At 29.7% G+C, this 24777-nt stretch carries 20 protein-coding genes; 8 read left to right on the top strand and 12 right to left on the bottom strand.

Annotated elements, in window-relative coordinates; genetic code table 11:
• Positions 1-22: 22 nt before the first annotated feature.
• The 3 genes from HMPREF2930_RS07580 to HMPREF2930_RS07570 all read right to left on the bottom strand — a co-directional run bounded on the left by HMPREF2930_RS07580 (position 23) and on the right by HMPREF2930_RS07570 (position 3174).
• Complete coding sequence (locus HMPREF2930_RS07580; RefSeq protein ID WP_017174923.1) at positions 23-1228, bottom strand: putative multidrug effflux MFS transporter TcaB; 1206 nt, start codon at positions 1226-1228, stop codon at positions 23-25.
• 20 nt (positions 1229-1248) lie between these two features.
• Complete coding sequence (locus HMPREF2930_RS07575; protein WP_017174924.1) at positions 1249-2613, bottom strand: membrane-associated protein TcaA; 1365 nt, start codon at positions 2611-2613, stop codon at positions 1249-1251.
• Between the two features lie 99 nt (positions 2614-2712).
• Positions 2713-3174 (bottom strand): MarR family transcriptional regulator TcaR, encoded by a 462-nt coding sequence (locus HMPREF2930_RS07570; protein WP_017174925.1) that lies wholly within the window; start codon positions 3172-3174, stop codon positions 2713-2715.
• Between the two features lie 171 nt (positions 3175-3345).
• Between HMPREF2930_RS07570 and HMPREF2930_RS07565 the strand changes: the two genes are divergently transcribed.
• The gene (locus HMPREF2930_RS07565) at positions 3346-4302 is read left to right on the top strand and encodes a YdcF family protein (RefSeq protein WP_017174926.1); all 957 of its coding nucleotides are present in this window, start codon (positions 3346-3348) and stop codon (positions 4300-4302) included.
• Between the two features lie 69 nt (positions 4303-4371).
• Here HMPREF2930_RS07565 and HMPREF2930_RS07560 read toward each other — a convergent pair whose 3' ends face one another.
• Positions 4372-5037: an ABC transporter ATP-binding protein gene (locus tag HMPREF2930_RS07560; protein WP_017174927.1), complete on the bottom strand. Its 666-nt coding sequence runs from the start codon at positions 5035-5037 to the stop codon at positions 4372-4374.
• On the bottom strand, positions 5037-6092 hold the full coding sequence (locus HMPREF2930_RS07555; RefSeq protein WP_070597286.1) for an ABC transporter permease: 1056 nt from the start codon (positions 6090-6092) through the stop codon (positions 5037-5039). Before HMPREF2930_RS07555 ends, HMPREF2930_RS07560 begins: the two co-directional genes overlap by 1 nt.
• Positions 6093-6221: 129 nt before the next feature.
• Here HMPREF2930_RS07555 and HMPREF2930_RS07550 point away from each other — a divergent pair, with 129 nt between their 5' ends.
• A complete protein-coding gene (locus tag HMPREF2930_RS07550; RefSeq protein WP_017174929.1) occupies positions 6222-6896 on the top strand; it encodes a response regulator transcription factor in 675 nt (224 codons plus the stop codon).
• The gene (locus HMPREF2930_RS07545; RefSeq protein ID WP_017174930.1) at positions 6889-8262 is read left to right on the top strand and encodes a sensor histidine kinase; all 1374 of its coding nucleotides are present in this window, start codon (positions 6889-6891) and stop codon (positions 8260-8262) included. The genes HMPREF2930_RS07550 and HMPREF2930_RS07545 overlap by 8 nt, the downstream gene beginning before the upstream one ends.
• A 51-nt stretch (positions 8263-8313) precedes the next feature.
• Here HMPREF2930_RS07545 and mqo read toward each other — a convergent pair whose 3' ends face one another.
• Entirely contained in the window at positions 8314-9792 is a 1479-nt protein-coding gene (mqo, locus tag HMPREF2930_RS07540; RefSeq protein ID WP_017174931.1) for a malate dehydrogenase (quinone), read from the bottom strand.
• A gap of 310 nt (positions 9793-10102) precedes the next feature.
• Here mqo and HMPREF2930_RS07535 point away from each other — a divergent pair, with 310 nt between their 5' ends.
• Positions 10103-11248, top strand: coding sequence for a glycosyltransferase family 4 protein (locus HMPREF2930_RS07535; protein ID WP_017174932.1), 1146 nt, complete (start codon positions 10103-10105; stop codon positions 11246-11248).
• A gap of 44 nt (positions 11249-11292) precedes the next feature.
• On the opposite strand, the gene HMPREF2930_RS07530 is transcribed toward HMPREF2930_RS07535, so the two are convergent.
• On the bottom strand, positions 11293-12894 hold the full coding sequence (locus HMPREF2930_RS07530; protein WP_002448432.1) for an L-lactate permease: 1602 nt from the start codon (positions 12892-12894) through the stop codon (positions 11293-11295).
• Positions 12895-13249: 355 nt separating this feature from the next.
• Between HMPREF2930_RS07530 and HMPREF2930_RS07525 the strand changes: the two genes are divergently transcribed.
• Entirely contained in the window at positions 13250-14935 is a 1686-nt protein-coding gene (locus tag HMPREF2930_RS07525) for a CDP-glycerol glycerophosphotransferase family protein (protein WP_017174933.1), read from the top strand.
• Positions 14936-14990: 55 nt separating this feature from the next.
• Here HMPREF2930_RS07525 and HMPREF2930_RS07520 read toward each other — a convergent pair whose 3' ends face one another.
• A complete protein-coding gene (locus HMPREF2930_RS07520) occupies positions 14991-15506 on the bottom strand; it encodes a GNAT family N-acetyltransferase (protein ID WP_017174934.1) in 516 nt (171 codons plus the stop codon).
• Between the two features lie 176 nt (positions 15507-15682).
• Here HMPREF2930_RS07520 and HMPREF2930_RS07515 point away from each other — a divergent pair, with 176 nt between their 5' ends.
• Together HMPREF2930_RS07515 and tatC are read left to right on the top strand one after the other, a co-directional pair.
• Complete coding sequence (locus tag HMPREF2930_RS07515) at positions 15683-15907, top strand: twin-arginine translocase TatA/TatE family subunit (RefSeq protein ID WP_017174935.1); 225 nt, start codon at positions 15683-15685, stop codon at positions 15905-15907.
• A complete protein-coding gene (gene tatC / locus HMPREF2930_RS07510) occupies positions 15876-16604 on the top strand; it encodes a twin-arginine translocase subunit TatC (protein ID WP_071560781.1) in 729 nt (242 codons plus the stop codon). Before HMPREF2930_RS07515 ends, tatC begins: the two co-directional genes overlap by 32 nt.
• Before the next feature lie 69 nt (positions 16605-16673).
• Here tatC and HMPREF2930_RS07505 read toward each other — a convergent pair whose 3' ends face one another.
• Genes HMPREF2930_RS07505 through efeO form a run of 3 tightly spaced genes read right to left on the bottom strand, consistent with a single transcriptional unit; the run spans position 16674 to position 20462 of the window.
• The gene (locus HMPREF2930_RS07505) at positions 16674-18404 is read right to left on the bottom strand and encodes an FTR1 family protein (protein ID WP_017174937.1); all 1731 of its coding nucleotides are present in this window, start codon (positions 18402-18404) and stop codon (positions 16674-16676) included.
• A complete protein-coding gene (gene efeB / locus HMPREF2930_RS07500; protein WP_017174938.1) occupies positions 18385-19611 on the bottom strand; it encodes an iron uptake transporter deferrochelatase/peroxidase subunit in 1227 nt (408 codons plus the stop codon). The genes HMPREF2930_RS07505 and efeB overlap by 20 nt, the downstream gene beginning before the upstream one ends.
• The gene (gene efeO / locus HMPREF2930_RS07495) at positions 19608-20462 is read right to left on the bottom strand and encodes an iron uptake system protein EfeO (protein WP_017174939.1); all 855 of its coding nucleotides are present in this window, start codon (positions 20460-20462) and stop codon (positions 19608-19610) included. Before efeO ends, efeB begins: the two co-directional genes overlap by 4 nt.
• A gap of 319 nt (positions 20463-20781) precedes the next feature.
• Here efeO and HMPREF2930_RS07490 point away from each other — a divergent pair, with 319 nt between their 5' ends.
• On the top strand, positions 20782-21777 hold the full coding sequence (locus tag HMPREF2930_RS07490) for an acrylyl-CoA reductase family protein (RefSeq protein WP_017174940.1): 996 nt from the start codon (positions 20782-20784) through the stop codon (positions 21775-21777).
• A gap of 90 nt (positions 21778-21867) precedes the next feature.
• Here HMPREF2930_RS07490 and HMPREF2930_RS07485 read toward each other — a convergent pair.
• Positions 21868-24777 (bottom strand): DUF1542 domain-containing protein (locus HMPREF2930_RS07485; protein WP_083313651.1); only part of this gene is annotated, 2910 nt, incomplete at its 5' end.

The raw sequence follows: 24777 nt of genomic DNA, 5'->3' as shown, positions 1-24777 counted from the left end.
ACTCTGTTTTGCTCCTTTTTATTTATCTTTTTGTTTTAAACACTTTAAAATTAATAAGGTGTAAAATAACAAGGATTACAATTGCACTAATAATGATTGTTAGATAAGGCATACTGTTATATTCTCCTTTTACATTTACCAAAGGTGTAACAATACCTCCAAATAAAAATTGTACAAGTCCTAATAAACTTGAAGCACTACCATTACCAGTGGTACTTTCCTCCATCGCAATAGAAAACCCTAAAGTAGCTACACCTGTAACTGGAGCTACTAATGTTATAAAACCAATCACTAAAAAAATGAATGATCCATGTTGGATGAGCGTTAACGAAACAATACATACACCAATAATTTGGATACATGTCAATAACCTTAAAAGTGTTTGCGTATGAATATAATCTACTAATTTTCCTGTTAATTGACTAGAGACGATTAATGTTATTCCTATTCCAGCAAACATCCAACTAAAATGCAGTGGAGAGACACCATAAATTTTTTGAACTAAAAACGGTGAAGCAGAAATATAACTAAATAATAAAATAAATGAAACACCTTGTATGAGCATGGGTAGCACAAATCGTGGTGTACCTAATAAGCTTTTAAAATTCTGAAATATCACTTTGATACCACTGCTATCTCTATACTCTAAACTTAACGATTCTGGTATTTTTGTTAGACTCCCCATTACCATTAATATACCGAAGATAGTTAATATAACAAATATGACTCTCCAAACTGCTACACTTAAAATGATACCTCCAAGCGCAGGCGCAATAACTGGAGCAACACCATTAACTAGCATTAATAAAGATAGGAATTTAGTTAATTCATTACCTTTATATAAATCACTTGCAATGGCTCTTGAAATAACTGCCGCGCCTCCCCCAGTAATACCTTGTAAAAGTCTTAAGATAATCATAAGCCATATGTTATGAACAAATATGATTCCGAGACTTGCAAGAGTAAAAATGGTCATAACGATAATTAAAGGTTTTTTACGCCCCAAACTATCGGAAATCGGTCCTACAAATAAATTACCAATTCCAAGACCAATCATAAAAAACGATAGTGTTAATTGAGCATGAGCTGTCGTAGTGTTGAAATCATTTTTCAATTCAGGTAAACCGGGTAAGAACATATCAATCGCTAAAGGTCCTATAGCAGTCAACATACCTAGAATAATAATAAATAACAAGGAATGCTTATCTTGGTTATGTCTTTGTTCCATTTAAATATTCTCCTTAGTATCTATTTAATGTTTATAATTTGTAATATTCCATTATCTTTATTTTCTTCTATTTCATAAGTGACATATTCTATTTCTTCGCGTTGATTAATTTGTTGTACTTTAGCTTTAATAATATCTCCACTTTGAGTTGCACTTAACAACTGTGAGAACTCAAAATGCTTTGAATCACTTAAATGATTTTTTATATCTATATATGCATCAGACTTATTTTTTAGAAATGGACTTATTATATCAAAATGTTGTTGATTAATAGCATTATTTAGAGCATAAGCATATTGATTAAAAAATGGTTCTAACGTAACTCTAAGTATACTTTCTTCTTCAGTTTTCTTTGAAACATAATCAGAAATTTTATCTTCATCAAAGTCCAGTATGGCACTATTAATGTTTCCTAAATCTTTTGCTTTTATTGTTTTACTTGTAGACGTAAATGTTTTGTCTTTAACCATACCTGTAGCTGAAACACTAATGTCTTTATTTTGAGGATATGGACCATATATTTTTGATGCATCATATTTCATTTCTTTATCATTAATAGTTACTTTTAATGTGTTTTTATCTAAGTCACTTTTACCCTTTAATTTAACTTTAAGTGCAGCTTCGTTAAAGTTCTCATTAACATCCACAGTATTTCCTTTAGCATATCTAAAATCAAATTTCATTTGACCTGTAAAATGTCCATATTCCGTGTCTTTTTCAGCATCGATAGCATAAACACCTGGAATGTATTTGCCAATAGAAGTTGCTTGATTCGCCTTTGCATGAATGACTCTACGTTTTCCACCAGCTTTAAATTTATATTTTGTATCTATTTTCGGCTTAACAATAACCGTTTTTATAGGTGGTCTATAACTCATATTATTAAAGATTAAAAAACGCGTTCCATTTTTACTAATTTTTAATACATTTTTATCTGTTTTTGTTTGTATATAGGCAGAATCATGATTACTTTTATTTAATTTATCTGTTGTGTATTTGACATCGTGAATAAATTTCATCATTCCAACTTCATCTTTAATATATTGAATATAAACACTTGCTTCTTCATCATCTACAGGAACATCTTTAGTACTAATTAATGTCGCTACTTTTTGAGCGTCATTGTTATCAATCGCGTTTACAAGAATTTTAGTTTGAGCTTCGGGGGAATTGAAATTTCTTAATAGTATGAAAACAATACCAATTAAAACAACAATGAAAGCTATAATGACCCACGGAATAAACTTTTTAAATTTTAAATTAGATTGTTCTGATTGAGAGGACGATGTTTCTTTATTTTTTTCTTTTGGTATCATATTTCCACAATTAGAACATTGCTTATCACTTTTATTTAATTCTTGTCCACAATAAGGACATTGTTTCATTTTCTCATCAACTTCCTCTCATAAGATGCAATGTCATTTATATTTTTCACACAAATATTATAACCCTTTTTTCTTGTGGAGATAACTTCCGATTAACGTTTATTTTACCTTAGCATTAAACTGCTTCACACGTTCATCTATAATATAAAGCACACTCAGAGCTTTTTCTATATCACTACTAGATAAGTCTTTAACCATATCATTCACAATTTGACTTATAATTTCGTTATTTTCTTCCGTATATTGGCGCCCTTTCTCTGTTAAGACAATATACTTTAAACGTTGATCTATTTTATCGTTAGGCTTCTGTAATGCAACAAAGTCACTTTCTATTAATTTTTTTATACGACGACTTACTGCCGCTTTATTAACCCCTTGTTTTTCAGTAATTTCTGTTATAGATAAAGCTTGATGATGACTAAGTAATCGTAGTACATTCGATTGCTCAGTAGAAACACCATATTTTACTTGTTGATCTTTTAAAAGTTTAGACGTTAATGTATTTGTATCGTCTATGAAATGTTTCATAAATTCAATATGATTTTTTGAGATTCTATTCATTACAAATCTCCTTACTTAAATAATTTCATATATTATGTAGTTAATTTTTATACTCTGTTAAATAATATCAATAATTTTCCACGTTGAAAACAAATAGAAAAATATAATAGTTGCTAAATTGTGACCCTTTCATTACATTTAAATATATAAATAGATATGAGGTTATTAAATATGCTAGCAATCATTTTATTATTTATTGTTTTAATTATTATCCTAAGTGTTTTGTTTAATATAAGACATTTTATCTCCCTTTCTTTTTTTATTACAAGCGTGATATTATGTTTCACCATTAATCTCATTAATATCATGACCATGACTCTACCAACTGGATTGTTTATATTAATTATCATTTCTACCATCGGTTTGCTTGTCAAACATTCTCATCTATTTAAAATAAAAAAAGGAACCCGTTTCTTAAACAAAATGTTTCGTAGATTAATAAATGGTGTCTTATTTATTGGTATATTTATATATCTTAGTACAATACCATTATCTATTTTAAATGGCATGTTTTTATGGATTGCTTTAATTTTATTTAGTGCTTGTTACGCTTTCATTATATATTTAATTTTTTCTTCTGCATTTGAACGTGCTAAAACCCATAAACAATATGATGTGATTCTTATACTTGGCGCAGGTATATTCACTGAAACAGTCACTCCTATGCTAGCCTCTAGACTGGATAGAGCTTTAAAAATCTATAAAGTACAGTCGCATAATTGCAACATATTGGTAAGTGGTGGTCAAGGTCCTGACGAACCAATTTCAGAGGCTTTAGCAATGAAGAATTATCTCATGAAATGTGGCGTGTCATCTTCTTCAATATTGATGGAATCACAATCAAGCAGTACATATGAGAACTTTTTATATTCTAAATCTTTCATTAATACATCGTTTGAAAATGTCCCTAATATTTTATGTGTGACGAGTCAGTTTCATATTTTAAGAGCCTTACGTCTTGCACAAAAGTTAAATATAAACATAATAGGATTAGGAAGTTCAACGCCTTATCATTTTCTAGATAAAGCGCTTTTACGCGATTTCCTTGCACTTATGTATCAATATAAATTACTTTTGACTTTGTATTTAGTTGGACTATTTATAGTATCAATTTGGATATTACTTTAATATACAAAAAGTCTGGATCATTTTCTTATATGACCCAGACTTTTCCACCATATTCATACTACTCACTTTTTAATTAAGTATTTTGCCGTCTTCTAATTTTACGACGCGATCAGCATAGTCAAATAATCGCTCGTCATGTGTAATCATAATACCTACCATCTGTTCAGATTTTATACGTTCCCTAATCATCTCTACTACTTTCGTAGCACGACTTGCATCTAAGCTTGCTGTTGGTTCATCAGCAAGAATGATTTTAGGATTATTTGTAAAGGCACGCATAATTGCTACACGCTGCTTTTCTCCTCCTGATAACATATGTGGAAATGCATTCAAACGATCTTTGAGACCAATTTCTGTTAATAAATATTTAGCATTTGAAGCAGCTTCTTTTTTATTTACTCCCGCTTCCTTAGCAATAACAGTGAGTTGCTCTTCAACAGTTAGATAAGGAACAAGGTGTGATGCTTGAAAAATAAAACCAATATCATTAAGTCTTAATTCTGTACTATTTTTATAATTTGAATACAAATCATGACCTTCATATAATATCTTACCATCAGTAGGTGTCAACAACCCACCTAATATATTTAATAGTGTCGATTTACCTGAACCTGATGCACCATTTAAAATAATAAACTCTCCTGGTTGAACTTCTAAATTAATATCCTTTAATACGTTTGTCTTCGCTAAACCTTCTCCAAATGTTTTACTAATATGTTCGAGTTTTAATGTCATTATTCCATACCTCCAATAGCATCAATTGGATCCACTTTTAATACTTTGATAAATGATAGTAAGGCACCGATACATCCTACAATAAGAAAAATAACAATCATTAATAAAATTGTACCGTAACCTAAATAAAATGGCATAGTCACTGGCATAATTAAACTTAATATTAAAATAAGTATTGTGGCTAAAATAACACCCACCATAGTAGTTAAAATAATCTCTATAATTAATGAGCTTAATAAATGTCTCGTTTTAATTCCTACTGCTTTTAATATACCTATTTGTGAGATTTTTTGGATGGTCATAACATAAAAGAATGCACTTAATACAATTGCTGTAATCACGAACAAACTAATTATCATTAAATTCAATGGCATTTGTTCTGCTTGGTAACTTGCAATGTTATCAGTCAATGTTTTTTCATTAACAGTTGTTACATTAGAAATATCATTTATTCTATTTTTATCTTTTTTACTTAATTCTTTAACTGGATAGAATGTAGAATAATTTTTATTAAGTGCTTTAAAATCTGAATGATTCATCATAACCATTGAGCTATGAGAATACATTGTATCTTCAATAATACCACTTACTTTATAATCTTCTTTATGACCTTTAAACTTAATCGTATCCCCTTTTTTTACATCTTGTCCAGTTAATTTATCATTTATTGCAACTTCATGTGAATGATTAGGATAGCGACCTTCTTTTAAAGAGGGACGATCTTCTTTAGAAGTAGAGAACGTAAGAATATCTTGATCTTGTTGTTTTAATTTTAATATTTGTGGTCCAAGATGTGTTGCTTGTTGATTTATAATATCTTCTATCTTATTTTGTTGATTTGAATCAAGTTGTGATGTTTCAATTTTAGGTTCTTTCATTTTTTCAATAATATATGTTTGTGCATTTTGATTATTTAAAAATGACACATTTTCTCTCGCTAAACCTTGAGCTAAACCATTAATAAATAATACCATACTCCCTAGTAAGAAGATGATTAGCATAATTAATATATATCGAAACTTATAAAATTTTATTTCTTTCCAAGCTAAATTCATTTCTTTTTCCTCCCTATTTATCTTTATTAAACAGTATAGAGAGTAAATATGAACTGAATATGAACAACAAAGACAATTGTCTTAGATTTTAAAGATTCGTATAATAATTAGAAAAGGAGCGAAAAGTAAATGATAAAATGTTTAATTGTAGATGATGATCCAAAACTCTTGCATTACGTTTCTAAACATTTAGAAGCGGATCATATAAAAACCGTGACACATTCGAGTGGAGAACAAGCATTAAAATATCTTAATCATCATCGCGTGGATATCGCAGTTGTAGATATTATGATGACAGGTATGGATGGATTTGAATTATGTCAATTATTAAAAGATCACTACCAATTACCAGTTATTATGCTAACAGCACGAGATGCATTAAGTGATAAAGAACGCGCATTTGTCAGTGGCACAGATGACTATGTAACTAAGCCATTTGAAATTAAAGAATTATTATTTAGAATTCGTGCCGTTTTGCGTCGTTATCAAATTAATACACAAAATAAGATTGAAATAGGAAATGTCATTTTAAATGATGAATTTATGGAGGTAAGTGTAGCATCTAAAAAAATGAATCTTCCTACTAAAGAATTCCAACTCCTATTTTTATTATGCACTCATCCAAGACAAATTTACACAAGAGAGTCTATTATTGAAAAAATTTGGGGTTTCGATTATACAGGCGATGAAAGAACAGTAGACGTTCATATTAAGCGTTTAAGAACACGGTTAAAAAAATTAGAGGCAACTATTGAAATTCAAACAGTAAGAGGCCAGGGATACAAGGTGAATAAAGATGTTTAAAACACTATATAGTCGCATTGCAATTTATACTATTACTGTGATTATTTTTAGTGCATTAGTTAGCTTTTTCATTGCAAATATACATTATCATTTCAATCTCAAAGAAAATAATGACACTAAAATTATGCGTACGTTAAAAGAAGCTCGTACTTATGAACATCAACTTCCTTCAAAATACGTAAAATCTTATTTTCAACATTTAGGACAAATGAATTATCAAATCGTTACCGTCGATAAACAAGGACAAAAAACATTTTATGGTGAACCTTTTAGAAAAGATACACTGTCCTCATCATCTATTAACCAAGTTATGCGTGGTCATGATTATCACGGTATAAAAAACAAACCTTTTGAATTATTCGTGACAGGTTTCTTTGATAACGAAACAGATAACACGGTGGGCATAAGATTTTATGAAGACCATGAACCTATAGCAGTATTTATGCGACCAGATATAGGTAAAACATTCGGCGAGTTTAGAATATTTTTATTGGTATTACTTATTTTCTTATTGTTGATATCTATTTCACTTGTTATTGCTTCAACATACTCAATCATTAAACCTATTAAAAAGTTAAAAATGGCGACCGAACAATTAATGAATAGGAATTTTGAAACACCCATTTCTCATACACGTCATGATGAAATTGGAACTTTACAGTTTCGTTTTGATACCATGCGTCAGTCATTAAAACAATTAGATGACATGCGTCAACATTTTGTTCAAAATGTTTCACATGAAATTAAAACACCTCTTACACATATTGAAAGACTATTAACTGAATTACAATTTGCGCATTCAGAAGATGAACGTCATAGCTTAATCAATGATATTCATTTAGAAATTACACGTCTTAGTAACTTAATAAAAGAACTACTATTACTATCTGAATTAGATAATGCGAATCACTTATCTGTTGACGATAATTTAGAATTATCTTCACTCATTACTGATATCATTCGACATGAACAATACACGATTGATGATAAATCATTGATGTTATTATCTGATATGCATAAAATATATTTCCAAGGAAATCGTCGCCTTTTACATCAAGCATTTTCGAATCTAATTCAAAATGCTATTAAATATTCAGATATAAATGGCATTATCGATATTACTTTGAATCAAGAAAATAATCATATTATTTTTGCGGTAACAAATGAAGGACAAACTATTTCTAAACAAGCGATACCACATCTATTTGATCGTTTTTATAAACTCAATGCTAGTGATAATAGTAATGGTTTAGGACTAGCAATTACTAAGTCCATCATTGATTTACATCACGGTAAAATATGTGTATCTAGTGATTCTGAAAATGGCACGACATTTAAAATTCTATTTCCACATATCCTATTTTAACTTAATCGAAAAAACAGGCAGTGTTAAAAATGACACTACCTGTTTTTTCGATTATTTCACATTTAAATATTTTCTTACTTCTTTATTTACTGCGTTATAAACTTCTTCGTGCTCATTAAGTTTAAGTCCGTATGATGGGATCATCTCTTTAATTTTTGGAATCCAAGCATCAAATTCATTTTTGTAACAGCGTTTTAATACATCTAGCATGATATCGACAGCTGTTGAAGCTCCTGGAGAAGCACCTAATAATGCTGCAAGTGATCCATCATCAGAAGTAATGACCTCTGTACCAAATTGTAAATTTCCTTTACTATCTTCTGTATCTTTAATCACTTGAACACGTTGTCCGGCAATAACAACTTCCCAATCTTCGTCTCTAGCATTCGGTAAAAAGATTCTTAAATCATTCATTCGATCTTTATGACTAAGCATTAATTGAGAAACTAAGTATTTAGTTAAATTGAACTCTTTAACTCCTGCTGTTAACATCGTCACAATATTATTCGGTTTAACAGAGCGAATTAAATCTAAATTTGATCCTGTTTTCAAAAATTTAGGTGAGAAACCTGCAAACGGTCCAAATAATAGAGAGCGTTCTCCATTTACAAATCGTGTATCTAAATGTGGTACAGACATCGGCGGTGCTCCAACATCTGCTTTACCATATACTTTTGCATAGTGACGTTCAATAACGTCTTCGTTTTTACAACGTAAGAAAAGACCACTTACTGGGAAACCACCTACATGTTTAGACTGCTTAATTCCAGTTTTTTGTAGAAGTGGAAGACTTGCTCCTCCAGCACCGATGAACACAAACTCAGATTCAAACGTATGAATTGTATTAGAGTTCAAATCTTTGACAGTCACTTTCCAATAACCATTGTTCAATCGTTCAATATTTTGAACTTCTTGATGATACGTAACGTCTACATTACGTTCTTTTAAATTAGAAATTAATTTTTTAGTGAGTGCTCCAAAGTTTACATCTGTACCAGTTTCATCACGAGATAATGCAATAGGAACGGGTGATGTTCTACCTTCTACCATTAACGGCACCCATTCATCAATTTGATCCCGATCTTCTGTGATTTCCATTTTTTGAAATAAAATATTTTCTTTTAAAGCTTTTACACGTTTTTTCAAAAAGTCTACGTTTAAAATACCTTTAACAAAGCTCATATGTGGCACAGATTGAATAAAATTACCTGGATGTTCTAGTTGACCAGTTCTGACTAGATAAGCCCAAAATTGTTTAGATACTTGGAACTGTTCATTAATTTTAATTGCTTTTGTTACATCAATACTGCCATCTTTATTTTCTTTTGTATAATTCAATTCACATAGAGCTGAATGTCCTGTTCCAGCATTATTCCATACATTAGAACTCTCCTCACCTGATTGTTTCAATTTTTCGAAAATTTTAATTTCTTTTTCTGGAGATAAGTCTTTTAGTAATGTTCCTAATGTTGCGCTCATGATTCCGCCACCGATTAAGATGACATCTGTTTTGCTATGTTCTATACTCATAACAACCCAGTCCCCCTTTTATAATTACATCTTCAGTCGAAATAAATACGACCATTTTCAATTTAAAACGCTTTCTTTAATTGATAAAAAATAAATATTAATTTGACGTTAAAAACGTAAACAAAATTTTAATTACTATAGTAATTATATACATAATTTCTCTTTGAAAAAAGTATTTACACGAATTATTACATTATGTCATCTCTGTTTTCAAAAATATTTTAATTTTATTATAAAGCCCACAATATTTATACAGTTGGTTTATTACATGCTATAATTTTTATAATATTATTAATAACGAGGTACAATCATGAAATCATTTACTTTTTTAATGCATAATATATATGCTTTAGGTGGCACAGTTAAAGCAATGACTGAATTAGCAAATACCTTAGCGGACAAAGGTCATAACGTTAAAATTATCTCTATTTTTAGAGCTAAAGATAAGCCTTACTTCAAACTTAATTCTTCTATTAAAATAAAACACTTAGTTGATTATAGACTAAAACCACAAAATGTGATTTCTATCTTCATGAATCGGCTTAATAAATACACTCCTTTATTAAAGCCTATCTACCTTTCAAAACATGAGCCTGGTTTAAATCAATTCTCGAAGTATATTGAACATAAATTGATACGCGCAATTAATGATATAGATACCGATGTACTCATAGGTACAAGAGCAAGTTTTAATATATTTATTTCTAAATATTATCATGGACATGCAATGACAATAGGTATGGAGCATATGAATTTAAATGCCTATCCCAAAGCGTATCGACAAGAAATATTAGATGCTTATCAACATCTAGACGCACTAACCACTTTAACTCATACGGATAAAGACCATTATGAATCATTCATTAAAACGCCTGTATATGTCGTTCCTAATATTATTCGCACTAAAAAATTAAATCTACCTAAAAAAAATGTTATTTTAAGTGCCGGACGTCTAGAATATGAAAAAGGTTATGATATTTTAATCGAAAGTGTCCAACTCATTAAAGATACGCTTAGACAGAAAAAATATAAAATTGAGATTTATGGTGAAGGTCAAGAACATCAACATTTACAAGAAACTATTAATCATCACCAGCTTAATGACTTAATAACTATATATCCAGCTACTCAACACCTTAATGAAAAATTAGCGCAAAGTCGAATGACTGTCGTTCCTTCACGAAATGAAGGGTTTGGAATGGTCATATTAGAAGCAATGGCTCAAGACAATATTGTTATTAGTTTTAAAGATACACTTGGACCTTCACAACTGATTCAACATAATAAAAATGGTTATTTAGCAGACTATGCGAATGCACAATCATTAGCAAAATATATTGATCTTGCTATTCAAAAGAAAGAGCATTCAGAAAATATGATTGAAGCAAGCCATCAAACTCTTGAAAGCTATTCTCCAGATAAAATCTATAATGCTTTTTATTCTATTTTCAAATAAAAAAAGGATTGCAATTCGGAGAATTGCAATCCTTTTTATTATAACTACATAAACATTGATAAAATAAATGTCCAAATACAGATAAATATCAATAAAGCAACACTGTATTTTAATGTCATTTTAAGTAATTCTGATTCTTTACCCACTTGTTTTACAGCTGCTGTTGCAATCGCAATTGATTGTGGAGATATAAGTTTTGCAGCCACACCACCAACAGTATTCGCTCCAACAAGTAACGGTGCACTTGTACCAATTTGTTGGGCAACTGAAGCTTGAATTGGTGCGAATAATGAGTTGTTATTTACAACAGAACCAGTCATGAACACACCAATCCATCCTAAGATTGGAGATAAAATTGGGAACACGCCGCCTGCTTTTGCGATACCTTGACCCATTGCAGCACTTAAACCACCATATGTAGTGATTTTAGAAATTGCTAAAATGAAACAAATAGTTAAAATTGGTAACCATAGTTCTTTGAATGCTTCTACGAACAAACGTCCTGCATCACCGAAATTAACTTTTTTAGACATTAAAACTGTAATAATAATTGTAAGTAAAATGGCTGTACCAGTTTGACCAATAAAATTAAAACTTAATGTAATAGGTTTATGTGCTACATCACTGTATGTGCCTGGTAAATTAAAGTTAAATACCAATGCTGATAAAGGACCATTTGGTGCAAATAAGTTTTTAAAGAATGTTGCACTCCAAATCATTACAATTACAGTTAAGATAATGAATGGGCTCCATGCATATAAAATTTCTTTACCACTATGTGGAGTAACTGCTTCTGGTTTAACATCTTTTTGTATTCTAAAAATATTTTTAGGTTGGAATTTTTTAGAGAATACTGCTAACACACCCATAGTCACTAATGGTGGAATGATGTCAGCTAATTCTGGACCAACAAATACTGTAATTAAGCCTTGTAATACTGTATAAGTAATTGAAGCTACTAAAATTTGTGGTAATGTTTCCTTAATACCTTTAAAACCATCAATAATAAAGATTAATAAGAATGGAATAATAAAGTTAATAATTGCTAAAGTAAGTGTAGACACTTGAGACACGCTCATTGCTTCAACATGTCCTGGTAAATGAAGTGTATTCACAATACCAACTGGAATACCAATTGCACCGAATGCACCTGAAGCAGCGTTGGCAATTAAACATAACATTGCTGCTTGTAAAGGTTTAAAACCTAGTTGTGCAAGTAATAATGCACAAATTGCAATTGGCACACCGAAACCTGCAGCACCTTCTAAGAAGCCATTAAAAGCAAAACCAATTAATAATAATTGAATACGTTGGTCTTGTGAAATGCTCATAATGCTATCTTGAATTGTACTAAATTGACCAGATTCTTGAGTCGTTTTATATAATAAAACGGCCATAATAACGATATAACCAATTGGGATAATACCTTGATAGAATCCTTCTATTACACCACCTGTAGCAATACCACCAGGTAATTTAAAGAATGGCAATGCAATAAGTAAAGTAACTACTAAAGTAGTGATTGCTGCATAAATCCCTTTCATTTTAAACACAGTTAAACATAACAAGAATAAAATGATTGGAATTGCTGCAATTAAACTAGATAACGCTAAGTTACCAAAAGGGTTAAAAGAATGTACTAACATAGTTTAAACGCTTCTTTCCTTAATATTTTATTATATTGATGAATTATCTAGCTAAACAACTAAAAATTCACTTTTCTAATTTTAACAGGTATTCACAAAAATTAACATATTGTAATCAAGTTAAAATTAGAATATTACACTTTTTATTTTTGTGAATATTTTCACAAAAATAATATAACATTTCTTATCACAATTGACAATACTGTAAAAATAATTTATGTCAACAATAGTAGTAAGATCTATTTGAATTTTCATAAACATATGATTTTATATGATCATTCATGTAAATATGAATTTTTTAAAAGTGCATGGTAAAATAAAAATATGAAATTTAGGAGTTAAAGGATAATGCATAATGATTAAACAAATAAATATATCTAATATGTCACATCTAGATATACAACTTAATAAAGCTAAATCTGCAGGGTATTCACATTTTATCCCCTATTCTAACGAAATAAAAATTAATCAAGACATGCTTAATGCTGTCTCATTAGGTGAACATTCTATTGCGGTTGATTACACAATCCATGGTGTTTATCTTAATGATTGTCGTTATTTTGGGAATGATAAATTAAGTTTTCTCGCTTGGATGAATAACATTAATCATTATCCAAATATCATTTATAATATTGATACTGCGCTGATTTACCTTTCAAAATATCAAATTCAATCTATTATGGATCTAGCAGTCATCACTATTTTAAAAAATGAGATTGATATAGATGGACATGTGGTTTTTGATTTTATTGAGGAATTACAGACATCTAGTTCATTTTGGAATTCGTTAGATACAAAAGAAATTAAAATTGCCAATCACTTTGATTTAAATAAACTAGCTTATATCCACGGCCATTCGATTCCATTTCCTAAATATAAGCATCCATTAGCTGACGAAACTCTTCGTTTTGCTGATAGCTGGCTTGTAACAACAAAATTTAAATTGCCTAAATGGATGTACAATAAAATTCATCAACGTGCGATTCAAAATCATAAAAAACTAAGTTATGTCTATACTAAAGATACATCTAAATTGAAAAATCATGTCGTATTTTTAGGATTCGATTATGGCTATAGAGGTAACTCTAAATACCTTTTTAATTACTTTGTAAAACGAAATCCAACAACAGAAGCTTATTACATTACAGACGATAGACATGGACCATATTTCCTTCCCATTGATGCAGAACATAATAAAGAACTTATTGAAACTGCTAAAATTGTAGTTATTGAAAGTTATATGCCTGAAGCATATCAACCTAATGGTACAGTCATTCAATTATGGCATGGTACGCCTATTAAAGAATTATTTTTAGATAGTAAAGAACCCTATCAAAATCAAAATATTTATAATTACAGAGCAAGAAAATATAATAAATGGAAACACCAATCATATGTCTTATTAGATTCAAAAGCTTCAGAAGGTTTATTTGAGACTGCTTTTCCTAATGAAACGGTTCAATTTCTTCCTTTTGGTTATCCAAGAGTAAGTTATTTACTAAACTATAAAGATAATCAAAATCAGCAAAGAAAAATACGTGAAAAATTAAAACTTAATCATACAAAACCTGTTTTATTATATGCGCCAACATGGCATAAAAATACAGAATCATTTACACCTTTAACGATGACACCAGAGTTACTAGAAAAATACTATGTGATATATAAGGGGCATATTGAAGGTGATGATGCTATTCCAGAAGGTGTCATTGAGGCTCCTATCGATATCGAAACACAAGACTTAATCTTAATATCAGACATTGTACTTACTGATTATTCTTCTATCATTTTTGATGCCTTAACTATTGATAAAAAAGTTTGTTTATATACTCCTAATCACAAAGAATATAAAGAAGAACGTGGCGTCTATATTGATGTGCTGAACAGTCTAGCAAAAGTTTGGTACACAAACGAAGAAGTGTTACTAAATCATTTAATACATGATACGATTCCTACCATTCACCGACATGCACTTATAAATCTTAATAATCAATCTCTAAAAAAACTAACTCAACTTATGAGAGATATTTTAGATAAATAATAAAGCACTAAGAGGACAGAAAAGTTCTGTCCTCTTAGTGCTTTATTGTGTTATTTTAAATTTCTTTTTCCATAATTAAATCCATGTCTATTACATTACCATTAATAAAGTCATGGTGTCCTGTAATTTCAAATCCTTGCTTTTTATAAAAGTCAATGGCAGAAGGATTATTTTCCCAAACACCTAACCATATTTTTGATTTATTATACTCCCTTGCTTTATCAATAGCTAATTGAATAAATTGACTTCCTCTTCCTCCACCTTGGTAATCCTTATCAAAATAAATGCGTTGAATTTCTAAATATTGATCACCTTTTGGTTCAGTTTGTGTTTCATTAATATTTAATTTTAAATAACCAGCAATCTCATCATCGACCTTATAGAAATAGTGAAATGATTGATGATGTTCGATTTCTGATAATAACTTCGTTTCATTATAGTTTTCTTCAAAAAATTTTTTAAAGTTTTCATCAGTATAATTACCTTTAAAAGTATCATAAAATGTTTTTTCTGCAATTTTTCTTAACTCACTTACATTATCTTGTTTAATTTCTTCAATTTCTTCTTTCATATTTCCCCTCTTTTATTGTACTTATTTTTTCACAAAACTAGATAATACCTTATTCCTTATCAAACACATTTTAAACACTATATTAAATTATTTTATTATAAATTAAAATATATATTGATAATAATTATCAATAAGTATAAAGTAAAGATAGACTATATTAAAGTGAGGTGTTTAAGATGTTTCATGAGTTATTTATATTAGGTATTGCTGGACCTACCAGTTTAGTCATTATTAGTATTGTTGCATTAATTATTTTTGGTCCTAAAAAATTGCCACAATTTGGTAAAGCGATTGGCAGTACTTTAAGAGAATTTAAGTCTGCAGCTGAACATATTGATTCAGATGAGGTAGAGGAAACACCCAGTAAACATTCTAAACAACAGCGAGACAAATCAAACTAGTTCGACCTTACTCGCACATTTTGAAGAATTAAGACGACGTTTAACTAATATACTTATTTCATTTTTAATTTCTTTGCCGTTAGTATACATATCATCTAAATGGTGGATCACAACTTTTGTTTATCATATTAAACGCACTCAAGTTGTTTTACATACTTTTTCATTCACTGAAATGATTCAAATCTATATACTAATCATTAGTTTTGTAACTTTATGCTTAGTTCTTCCTATTATTTTCTATCAATTATGGGCATTTATATCACCAGGGCTTCATCGACGTGAACGTCTTTTTATTTATAAATATAGTTTATTATGTACTGCGTTATTTATCATTGGTGTCGGTTTCGCCTATACTATCGGATTTCCGTTAATTATAAAATTTTCATTAACATTATCGAAAACAATGTATATTCAACCGGTGATTGGTTTTAATGCTTATTTACATGAATTAATAAGGTGGTTATTTATATTTGGTGTCGTCTTTCAATTGCCTGTGGTTTGTATGGGACTAGTTAAAATGGATGTTATAGATATTAAACAATTACACCAATATCGCAAATATATTTATTTTACTTGTTTCATTATTGCTAGTATTCTTGCACCACCCGATATCACTTTGAATCTATTTTTAACTTTACCACTCATTATTTTATTTGAAATAAGCATTCTTTTAACTAAAATAACTACTCGACATTAATGAATTCGAATCAAATGCAAAAGTCTCAAACGAGTGAATTAATCCACTCATTTGAGACTTTATTTTAACTTAGATATGATGCTTTGGTTTAGTATGTTTTAAAGTAAAATAAACAATTAATAGTATATAAATTAATTGTGCACCCATCGCTTCAATACTTGGATAAAAACCAATGATATTAAGTGTTGGAATATGTTCAATACTATGTTGTGTTATCATTCCAAGTAATTGTAATTTTTGAATACTAATTCCTAACATTTTAAATGCCATAATAAATATTAAAATAGAAAGTACTCTAAAAATGAGATATATAGGTATCAATCGTATAACTGTTTTGAATAACAATGTAAATATGATTAATATAACAATGGCTAGTATAATTCCTATAACAAAATCTAAAGTTTTTATACTTCCCATCATTCCCATATAAAAGATAATGACTTCAACGCCTTCTCTCAAAACGGATATTAATCCAATTGTACCTAATAATGCTAAGTTTCTATTACTTATTGCATGGTGATACATTTGTTGAATCATATCATTCCATCGCTTAGCACTTGAACGTCTATGCATCCATATACCCACAATATACATTAAAACAACTGCTATTATTCCCAGTGCTGCTTCCATACCTTCACGTAATAATCCATTATTTCCTAGTACTTGAATAAAGATAAGTGCTAATGCGAGACTTAAAATCAAACCTAATATAGCGCCACCAATGACACTTGTTGTCCCTTTAGTGTCTCTAACATTTCTTGTCATAGTTGTTAATGTCAATATGATTAATAATACTTCTAATCCTTCACGTAAAAAGATAATCATTACATCTATGGATGAATACGCTTCTTCACTTACAGTATCTTTAATTTCAGAATTTATTTTTATTAAACTTTCTTTAATGCGATCCTTATTACTATTATCTAAAATACTTTGATAATATGGAATTTTATCTTCAATTTTTGTATATAAACTACTGTTTTTAGTTTGAATTTTGCCTTCAACATAAGGCCATATTTGTATAAATTTAGTCAGTGCCTCATCTGATTGTTTTAACTGATGACTCTCAATACCTTTGATTGCTTTCTCTAATTCAATATTAAGTTGGGTAACTTTATATTGCTTTGTTTCGGTATTTGATTGCTTTTTATCAACAGTATCAATACTTGTTTTAAATGTCTTCCAAGCATTATCTACTTTTTTTATGTCTAATGGTTCTTTTTGAATAGCTACACGCAATTGCATCAAGTACACTTCTATTTGTCCATATTTATTCTCATCATAATTTCTAATGGCCGTTTCATGATTTTTCCAAGTTTGATTTAACATATTATTAATAGACTGTAATTTTGATCTATCTTTATTTTTTATAGCTTCTTGAATTATATTATCTTTTGTGTCAATTTGTTTTTTTAAATTTTTAATATCTTTATTAATATCATCAGTCGATACTGAGCTTTCGTAAACGATGAGAGATTTTGTTAACTCTGATAACGAGTCGATTTGTTTATTTGTAGTCGTTGCTTGATCAAGCATATGAAGTTTCGATTTAACATCTTTTCCTTTTTTATTTTCTTTAATATTTAAAGACATTATTTTATGTTTTACTTCATTCAACACGTTTTGTTTTTCGTTATAATTTAATTGTTTGTGCTCTAACGTCGATTTCGCATCAGAGATAGCTACATACGCATCATTTAATTGACTATCATTTGCAACACTAACTGAAGTCAATGAAAACAGACGTGTAATAATGATTAAGAGAGTAATTATCGATATCCTAATTAAAGAGTGTTTCACCGATATAACCTCCCTTTTGTATCCCTGGTAATACAAGAAATGATGCAGAACCTCGATGTGTGATATATTCATTTAATTTATCATTGTGTCCTAAATTATTTTGAATATCGATAAACTGTTGAATAGATTTTTGGAAACAAATAAACATGAGTCCAGTATCTAAGTCACCTGTTTTAGCATTTGTACCATCATTATAATTATATGCTCTACGTTTAATAGAAGTTTTTACTTCACGAGCTAAACGTGTATGCGCATTCTCATCGATAACATACTTGCCCTTATTATTTTTAGCATTTAAATCAATATTATCGAATTCTTTCTTACCTGTTAGAGGTGCACCTGTAGAACGTTTACGACCAAATGTTGCTTCTTGCTCTTCTAATGCGGTACGATCCCATGTCTCAATATGTATTTGGATTCGTCTTATAATGCAATACGTTCCATTTTCTGCCCATCCATTATCAATAAATACATATTTTTTCAAATCGTTATTTTTTCGTGGATTAACTGTACCATCTTTAAATGCCATTAAATTTCTCGGTGTTTCATTTTTTTTAGCAGAAATAAAACCATGTTGTGACCAACGAATTTTAATGATGTCTCTAAAAGGTCGTATTAAGTTATGTATAGCATGAAAAGTAACTTGAGGATCATTTGAACATGCTTGAATCATAATATCTCCATCACTATACTCTTCATCTAATTGATCATTAGGAAAATGAGGTATATCTCTAAAATCAAATGGAATTTTAGATGATAATCCTATTTTTTTCAAAAAAGACTTACTCACGCCATATGTTAAAGTGAGTTTACTAGCATCTAATCCTATTGATTCACCTGTGTCTACAGGTGGCAATAGTGTATTGTTACTATTTTTTCCAATAATAGCACCGTCAGTCATACTAACAGACATTTGAGTCCATTTTTTAAACATATCTTTAATTAATGTTTGATCTTTGGACTTTAAGTCTAATGCAATGAAATTACAATTTTTTTGAGTTGGTGTAGTAATACCCGCTTGAATATGGCCATAAAATTCATATGAATCGTTTTCTTCACTTTCAGGAGTATCAAACATCGATTTAAACGAAAAGATACTACCTACACTACTTGCTCCGATAACAGCTCCAGCGCTTCCTATCCCCAGTAACTTTAAAAATGAACGTCTAGTCATTTGAGGAGGATTTTTATGATTTATTTTACTCATTCTGTAACCACAGCCATTTTACTTAATGGTTCTCCTAATGAGTTAACTGCATCTGATAAAGCTTTTCTATCTTCTTTAGTTACTGCACTATAATCTTTATAACCATCATTGTTTTTATATTTATCAAGTAATTGATTCACTTTATTAAAATTATCCCTAATTGTAGAACTCAATTTTTTGTCTTTCTTTTCTAATTCAGGTTTAAATAACTCATAAATTTTTTGAGCACCTTCGATATTGGCTTTAAAATCATATAAATCGGTGTGAGAGTATATCTCTTCTTCTCCAGTAATTTTTGATGTAGATACTTCATTTAATAAATCCACTGATCCTTGTAGCATTAACTTAGGCGTAATATCTAATGTATCTACTTTAGCATCTAATTCTTTAGCATCTTTTAGTAATTGATCAGCATCCTTCTTAGTCATTTCATCTATTTTATTTTCTTGATAAAGAGATTTTTCAATTTTATGATACCCTGTCCATTTATCTTCTTTTTTCTCTTCTTTCATATCAGCTAGGCGAGCATCGATTTTAGGATCTAAATCGCCAAATGCTTCAGCTACGGGTTCAGAACGTTCATAATACATACGTACTTTAGGATACAAAGTTTTTGCTTTTTCAATATCATTTGCTTTTATTGCAGATACAAATTCTTCAGTTCCTTTTAAAAACTGATCTAACTGTTTATTTGTATATTTTCTATATTCTTTAGCTGCTTTCTGTAATGCTACTTTATTATCGTTTGTCGATTCTTTTGAAGTTTTTTCATTGGCATTATCGTGATTATTATGACCACAAGCTGTTAATAGTAGTGATGATGTTAGTAAAATAGTTGGTAATTTCTTCATAATAAATTCACCTCATTAAAATTTAGTGATTATCTTTTGATGTTAAATATTTTAAAATGTATATTCTCTACATCTAAATTTTAAAATTGCAGTTTTATATCTCTATCAACATGATTATTATCAAGTGATAATCATTATCAATGAAATTATATATTTATGCTGTTTTACTGTCAATATAATTATTTTTTTATCAAAATATAGACTATTTTATATTTAATTTATATAAACTTTTTAACTTAATGACTTGTTTAAAATGTGGTATGGTTATTTAGGATATGCAATTAACATCTAATTTTTTATTTTTAAGGAGTACGATTTTATGAGTGTAAATTTCAAAGCGTTTATGGTTGAAAAAGATAATGATGGCACTGTCACAAGTGATTTCAAAGATTTATCAATCAATGATTTACCTGAAGGTGAAGTTTTAATAAAAGTTCAATATTCTGGTATTAATTATAAAGATGCCTTATCCACTGTTAAAGATAGCGGTGTACTTAAATCATATCCAATGGTTCCTGGAATTGATTTAGCAGGTACAGTTGTAGAATCTGATGATCCTACAATCGAAAAAGGTGAAGAAGTTATTATTACTGGCTATGATTTAGGTGTCAATCATTACGGCGGATTTAGTGAGTATGCCCGTGTTAAATCAGATTGGATTGTTAAATGTCCTGAAAATCTAACACTTGAAGAAGCGATGATTTATGGGACTGCTGGTTACACAGCTGGTTTAGCAATAGAAAAATTAGAAAAAGCAAACTTTATGACACTTGAAGGCGATAAAGTACTTGTACGTGGCGCTTCTGGTGGTGTTGGGTCTTTAGCTGTAATGATGTTAAATGAACTTGGTTATAAAGTTGTAGCAAGTACTGGAAATAAAAAAGCTACGAATAAATTAAAAGAATTAGGAGCAAGAGAAGTTATCGATCGTATTTCTGAAGATAGTAATGAAATATTAGGAAAAAGAACTTGGCAAGCTGCTATTGATCCTTGCGGTGGTCCTGGAACACCTTATATAGCAAAGCATCTAACAAATGGTGGTGGTGTTGCATTAATTGGTATGACTGGAGGTAACCACTTTGAAACTTCAGTATTTCCATTTATTCTTCGTGGTGTAAGCGTCGTTGGACTTGATTCAGTTATGACACCAATGAAATTACGTCAACGTGTATGGAGAAGATTAGCAACTGATTTAAAATCTAATAAATTACATGAAATTAAAAATACAATTGCTTTTAAAGATTTAAAACATTCTATTGAGACAGTACTTAATCATGAAAACGCTGGAAGAATTATTATAGATTTTGAAGCATAGTTCATATTTATTTAATAAAAAAAGAGCAAGAAACCCAGTTTATAGTGGTTTCCTGCTCTTTATTTTTAAAGATAATAAGTTATATCTTTTTTATCTTTTATTCTTGTTATTTTTTTGTTTTTTTCTACGATTTTTTAATACTAATCCTAGACCAACTAATAGTGTCATTAATTCAATCTCTAATTGAATAGATGTACCTTCTGAACCAGTATCAGGTAATCTATGTGATTTAGATAAATGACTGTTATTAGATTGAATACCGTCAACATTTGATTGATTTTGATTATTGTCTTTGTTGTTATGACTTAAGATATTTTCAATTTTATCAATATCAAGCATATTCAATTTGTCCATTAATTGTTGGATAATTGAACCGATATCATCAATATGTGATTTATCGATTTCTTTTAACGTATCACGTCTAAGTTTTTCAAGATAATCAATTAATTTAGCTTTTTGTTCATCTGTTAAATCTTTGCGTGCGTTAATTTCTTTAATTTTATTATCTATTAACGCATTAGTAATTTCTTTTGCAACAATTTTCGCTATATTATCTTTGCCCTCTTTAAGTTTATGGTTAATTTCATTGATATCATTTGCGTTATCAATGTTTTCAAGCGCTTTTTGTAAAGCTTTGTTTATTTCAGCTATCGCTTTTTGTTTCTGAGCATTAGTTAAGTTAGAATTATTTAGAATTTCTTGGCGTTTTTTATTAGCAAAATCAATAATTTCTTGTTTAGCCAAAATTTTAGCATCAATTAATGCTTTTAAATTATCGATTTCTTTTTGAGTATTATCTTTAATCTTATTAATGTCCGTTAATGTAGTTGCATTATTAATCTGACTCTTTGCATTTTCAAGAAGACGCTCTAATTTAGATTTAAGTTTTTCTTTATCTTCTTTAGAAAGGTTAGGATTGCTGTCAATTTCATCTTTCAATCGGTTAACTTCATTTTCTAACTCTACTAAAGCTTTTTGTTTAGCTAATTCAACTTGATGTTTTCCATCTAAATCATATTTTGCTTTTTTAATATCTTGAATTAATTTATTAATTTCTTCAAGTGATGCATTTGTACCAATACCTTTATTTATTAAGTCTTCAGCTTTTTTAATAAGTTCATCGTAAGCGGATTTTTTATCTGGTGAAGCTTCTGAATAATTAACAGAATGCTTGATATCTAAATTATCAGCTATTTCATCAATTAAATGTTTCATAGCTTTATCCACTTCTTTAGCTTTATTAATAATTATATCTAAATTATCACGTGAATTTTCATTATCTACCATATTGTTAAACGCATCTTTTTGTGCATTGTTCAAATGTTCTAAGTTTTCCAATATGTGTTTAACATTATTTCTAGCATTTTGTAATTTTTCTGCACCATTTAAATTATTTTTAGCATCAATTATCTTATCTTTAAGTTGATTTATCACGCTAGGATCAATAATAGGATTTTTTGCATCATTAATTAGTTTTTCAGCTTCTTTTAAAGCATCATCATAGGTATCTTTTTTATCTTTATCTCCATCAGTATAATTAATACTTGCTTTGATTTTATCTTTTTCAGCGATGTTTTCTTTTAATTGTTTCATCGCATCATTTAATAAATTAGTATTATGTTTAATATTTTCTAATTCATCAGAAGTTGTAGAAGCTTTTGTCTTTTCTATTAATTTATCCTTCTGTGATTCTGTTAAATCAGTTTGTTGTTTAATTTTTTTAATGACAGCATCATAATCTAATATTAAGTCATGTTTAGCTTGTTCAAGTTCATCTTTAGCACGTTTCACATTTTCGATAGTTTTATGAATTTCATCAACTGTTGAAGTTGGGTTATCAATAACTTTTTGTGCATTAGCTAATGTATCTTTTGCTTGACTTAATTTATTTCTATAATTTTCAACAGAATCACTAGTCATATTTTTAGTTTCAGGCACCTGATTAATGCTTGTTTCTAAATTGTTTTTAGCATTATTCAATAAAGTTTTGTCTGGAATTAAATCATGTTTAGCTTGTTTTAATGCAACTGTAGCTTCATTTACTTTAGCTATTGCTTGCGCAATTTCCCCAGATGTTGCATCGTCATTTTCAATCACTTTTTGTGCGTCTCTGCTGACTTGTTCTGCTTCTGCTTTTTTCGCTCTATAATTATCTGCTGTTGCTGGCGTCATTCCTGGCGTTGGATCTTCCTCGCTAGTCGCTGCATCTAATTTCGCTTTTGCTTTCACTAATTCACTGTTGTTTTCTTTGTCGTGAAGTAAACTAATGGCATTATCTAACTTAGGTTGTACCGCATCTATTTTTGCGATAGCCGCTGTTACTTGTGCCGGTGTCGCATTGTCATCATGAATCACTCTATCTGCTTCTGTTTTCGCTGCTTCAAGTTCATCATGAATTTTAGCCATTTCATTATTATATGCAGTCACGCTCGCTGGTTGTTTACCTTCGGTAACACCTACATGATTTAATCCTGGACGTTTTTGTTCTAGCACTGACTTATCTGCTTTTAATGCATTTTTTGCTTCAGTTAATTGAGTTAATGCTTCTTCTACTTTCGCTTTCTCATCTCTGATTTCTTCAGCTGTCGCATCACCGTTGTTAATCACACCTTGAGCTTCTGAACTAATTCGCTCTGCTTCTGCTTTCTTCGCTCTATAGTTATCTGTTGTTGCTTGCGTCATTCCTGGCGTTGGATCTTGTTCAGCCGTTGCTTCATCAAGTTGACGTTTCGCTTCAACTAACTCACTATTATTTTCTTTGTCGTGAAGTAAGCTAATGGCATTGTCTAACTTAGGTTGTACCGCATCTATTTTTGCGATAGCCGCTGTTACTTGTGCCGGTGTCGCATTGTCATCATGAATCACTCTATCTGCTTCTGTTTTTGCTGCTTCAAGTTCATCATGGATTTTAGCCATTTCATTATTGTATGCAGTCACACTCGCTGGTTTCTTACCTTCGGTAACACCTACATGATTTAATCCTGGACGTTTTTGTTCTAG

It is taken from the genome of Staphylococcus sp. HMSC068C09 (genome assembly GCF_001813735.1).
Classification (GTDB): Bacteria; Bacillota; Bacilli; order Staphylococcales; family Staphylococcaceae; genus Staphylococcus; species Staphylococcus hominis.
Note: the sequence above shows the minus strand (reverse complement) of the source record. Positions and strands in the feature narration are given on the sequence as shown.

Bases quoted from the DNA above. Each gene is read 5' to 3' on its own strand.
- efeO (WP_017174939.1), bottom strand. From the start codon at position 20,462: ATGAAGAAATTACCAACTATTTTACTAACATCATCACTACTATTAACA.
- HMPREF2930_RS07555 (WP_070597286.1), bottom strand. From the start codon at position 6,092: ATGAATTTAGCTTGGAAAGAAATAAAATTTTATAAGTTTCGATATATA.
- HMPREF2930_RS07575 (WP_017174924.1), bottom strand. From the start codon at position 2,613: ATGAAACAATGTCCTTATTGTGGACAAGAATTAAATAAAAGTGATAAG.
- efeB (WP_017174938.1), bottom strand. From the start codon at position 19,611: ATGAGTAAAATAAATCATAAAAATCCTCCTCAAATGACTAGACGTTCA.
- HMPREF2930_RS07530 (WP_002448432.1), bottom strand. From the start codon at position 12,894: ATGTTAGTACATTCTTTTAACCCTTTTGGTAACTTAGCGTTATCTAGT.
- HMPREF2930_RS07580 (WP_017174923.1), bottom strand. From the start codon at position 1,228: ATGGAACAAAGACATAACCAAGATAAGCATTCCTTGTTATTTATTATT.
- mqo (WP_017174931.1), bottom strand. From the start codon at position 9,792: ATGAGTATAGAACATAGCAAAACAGATGTCATCTTAATCGGTGGCGGA.
- HMPREF2930_RS07520 (WP_017174934.1), bottom strand. From the start codon at position 15,506: ATGAAAGAAGAAATTGAAGAAATTAAACAAGATAATGTAAGTGAGTTA.
- HMPREF2930_RS07545 (WP_017174930.1), top strand. From the start codon at position 6,889: ATGTTTAAAACACTATATAGTCGCATTGCAATTTATACTATTACTGTG.
- HMPREF2930_RS07565 (WP_017174926.1), top strand. From the start codon at position 3,346: ATGCTAGCAATCATTTTATTATTTATTGTTTTAATTATTATCCTAAGT.
- HMPREF2930_RS07550 (WP_017174929.1), top strand. From the start codon at position 6,222: ATGATAAAATGTTTAATTGTAGATGATGATCCAAAACTCTTGCATTAC.
- HMPREF2930_RS07560 (WP_017174927.1), bottom strand. From the start codon at position 5,037: ATGACATTAAAACTCGAACATATTAGTAAAACATTTGGAGAAGGTTTA.
- HMPREF2930_RS07570 (WP_017174925.1), bottom strand. From the start codon at position 3,174: ATGAATAGAATCTCAAAAAATCATATTGAATTTATGAAACATTTCATA.
- HMPREF2930_RS07515 (WP_017174935.1), top strand. From the start codon at position 15,683: ATGTTTCATGAGTTATTTATATTAGGTATTGCTGGACCTACCAGTTTA.
- HMPREF2930_RS07525 (WP_017174933.1), top strand. From the start codon at position 13,250: ATGATTAAACAAATAAATATATCTAATATGTCACATCTAGATATACAA.
- HMPREF2930_RS07535 (WP_017174932.1), top strand. From the start codon at position 10,103: ATGAAATCATTTACTTTTTTAATGCATAATATATATGCTTTAGGTGGC.
- HMPREF2930_RS07490 (WP_017174940.1), top strand. From the start codon at position 20,782: ATGAGTGTAAATTTCAAAGCGTTTATGGTTGAAAAAGATAATGATGGC.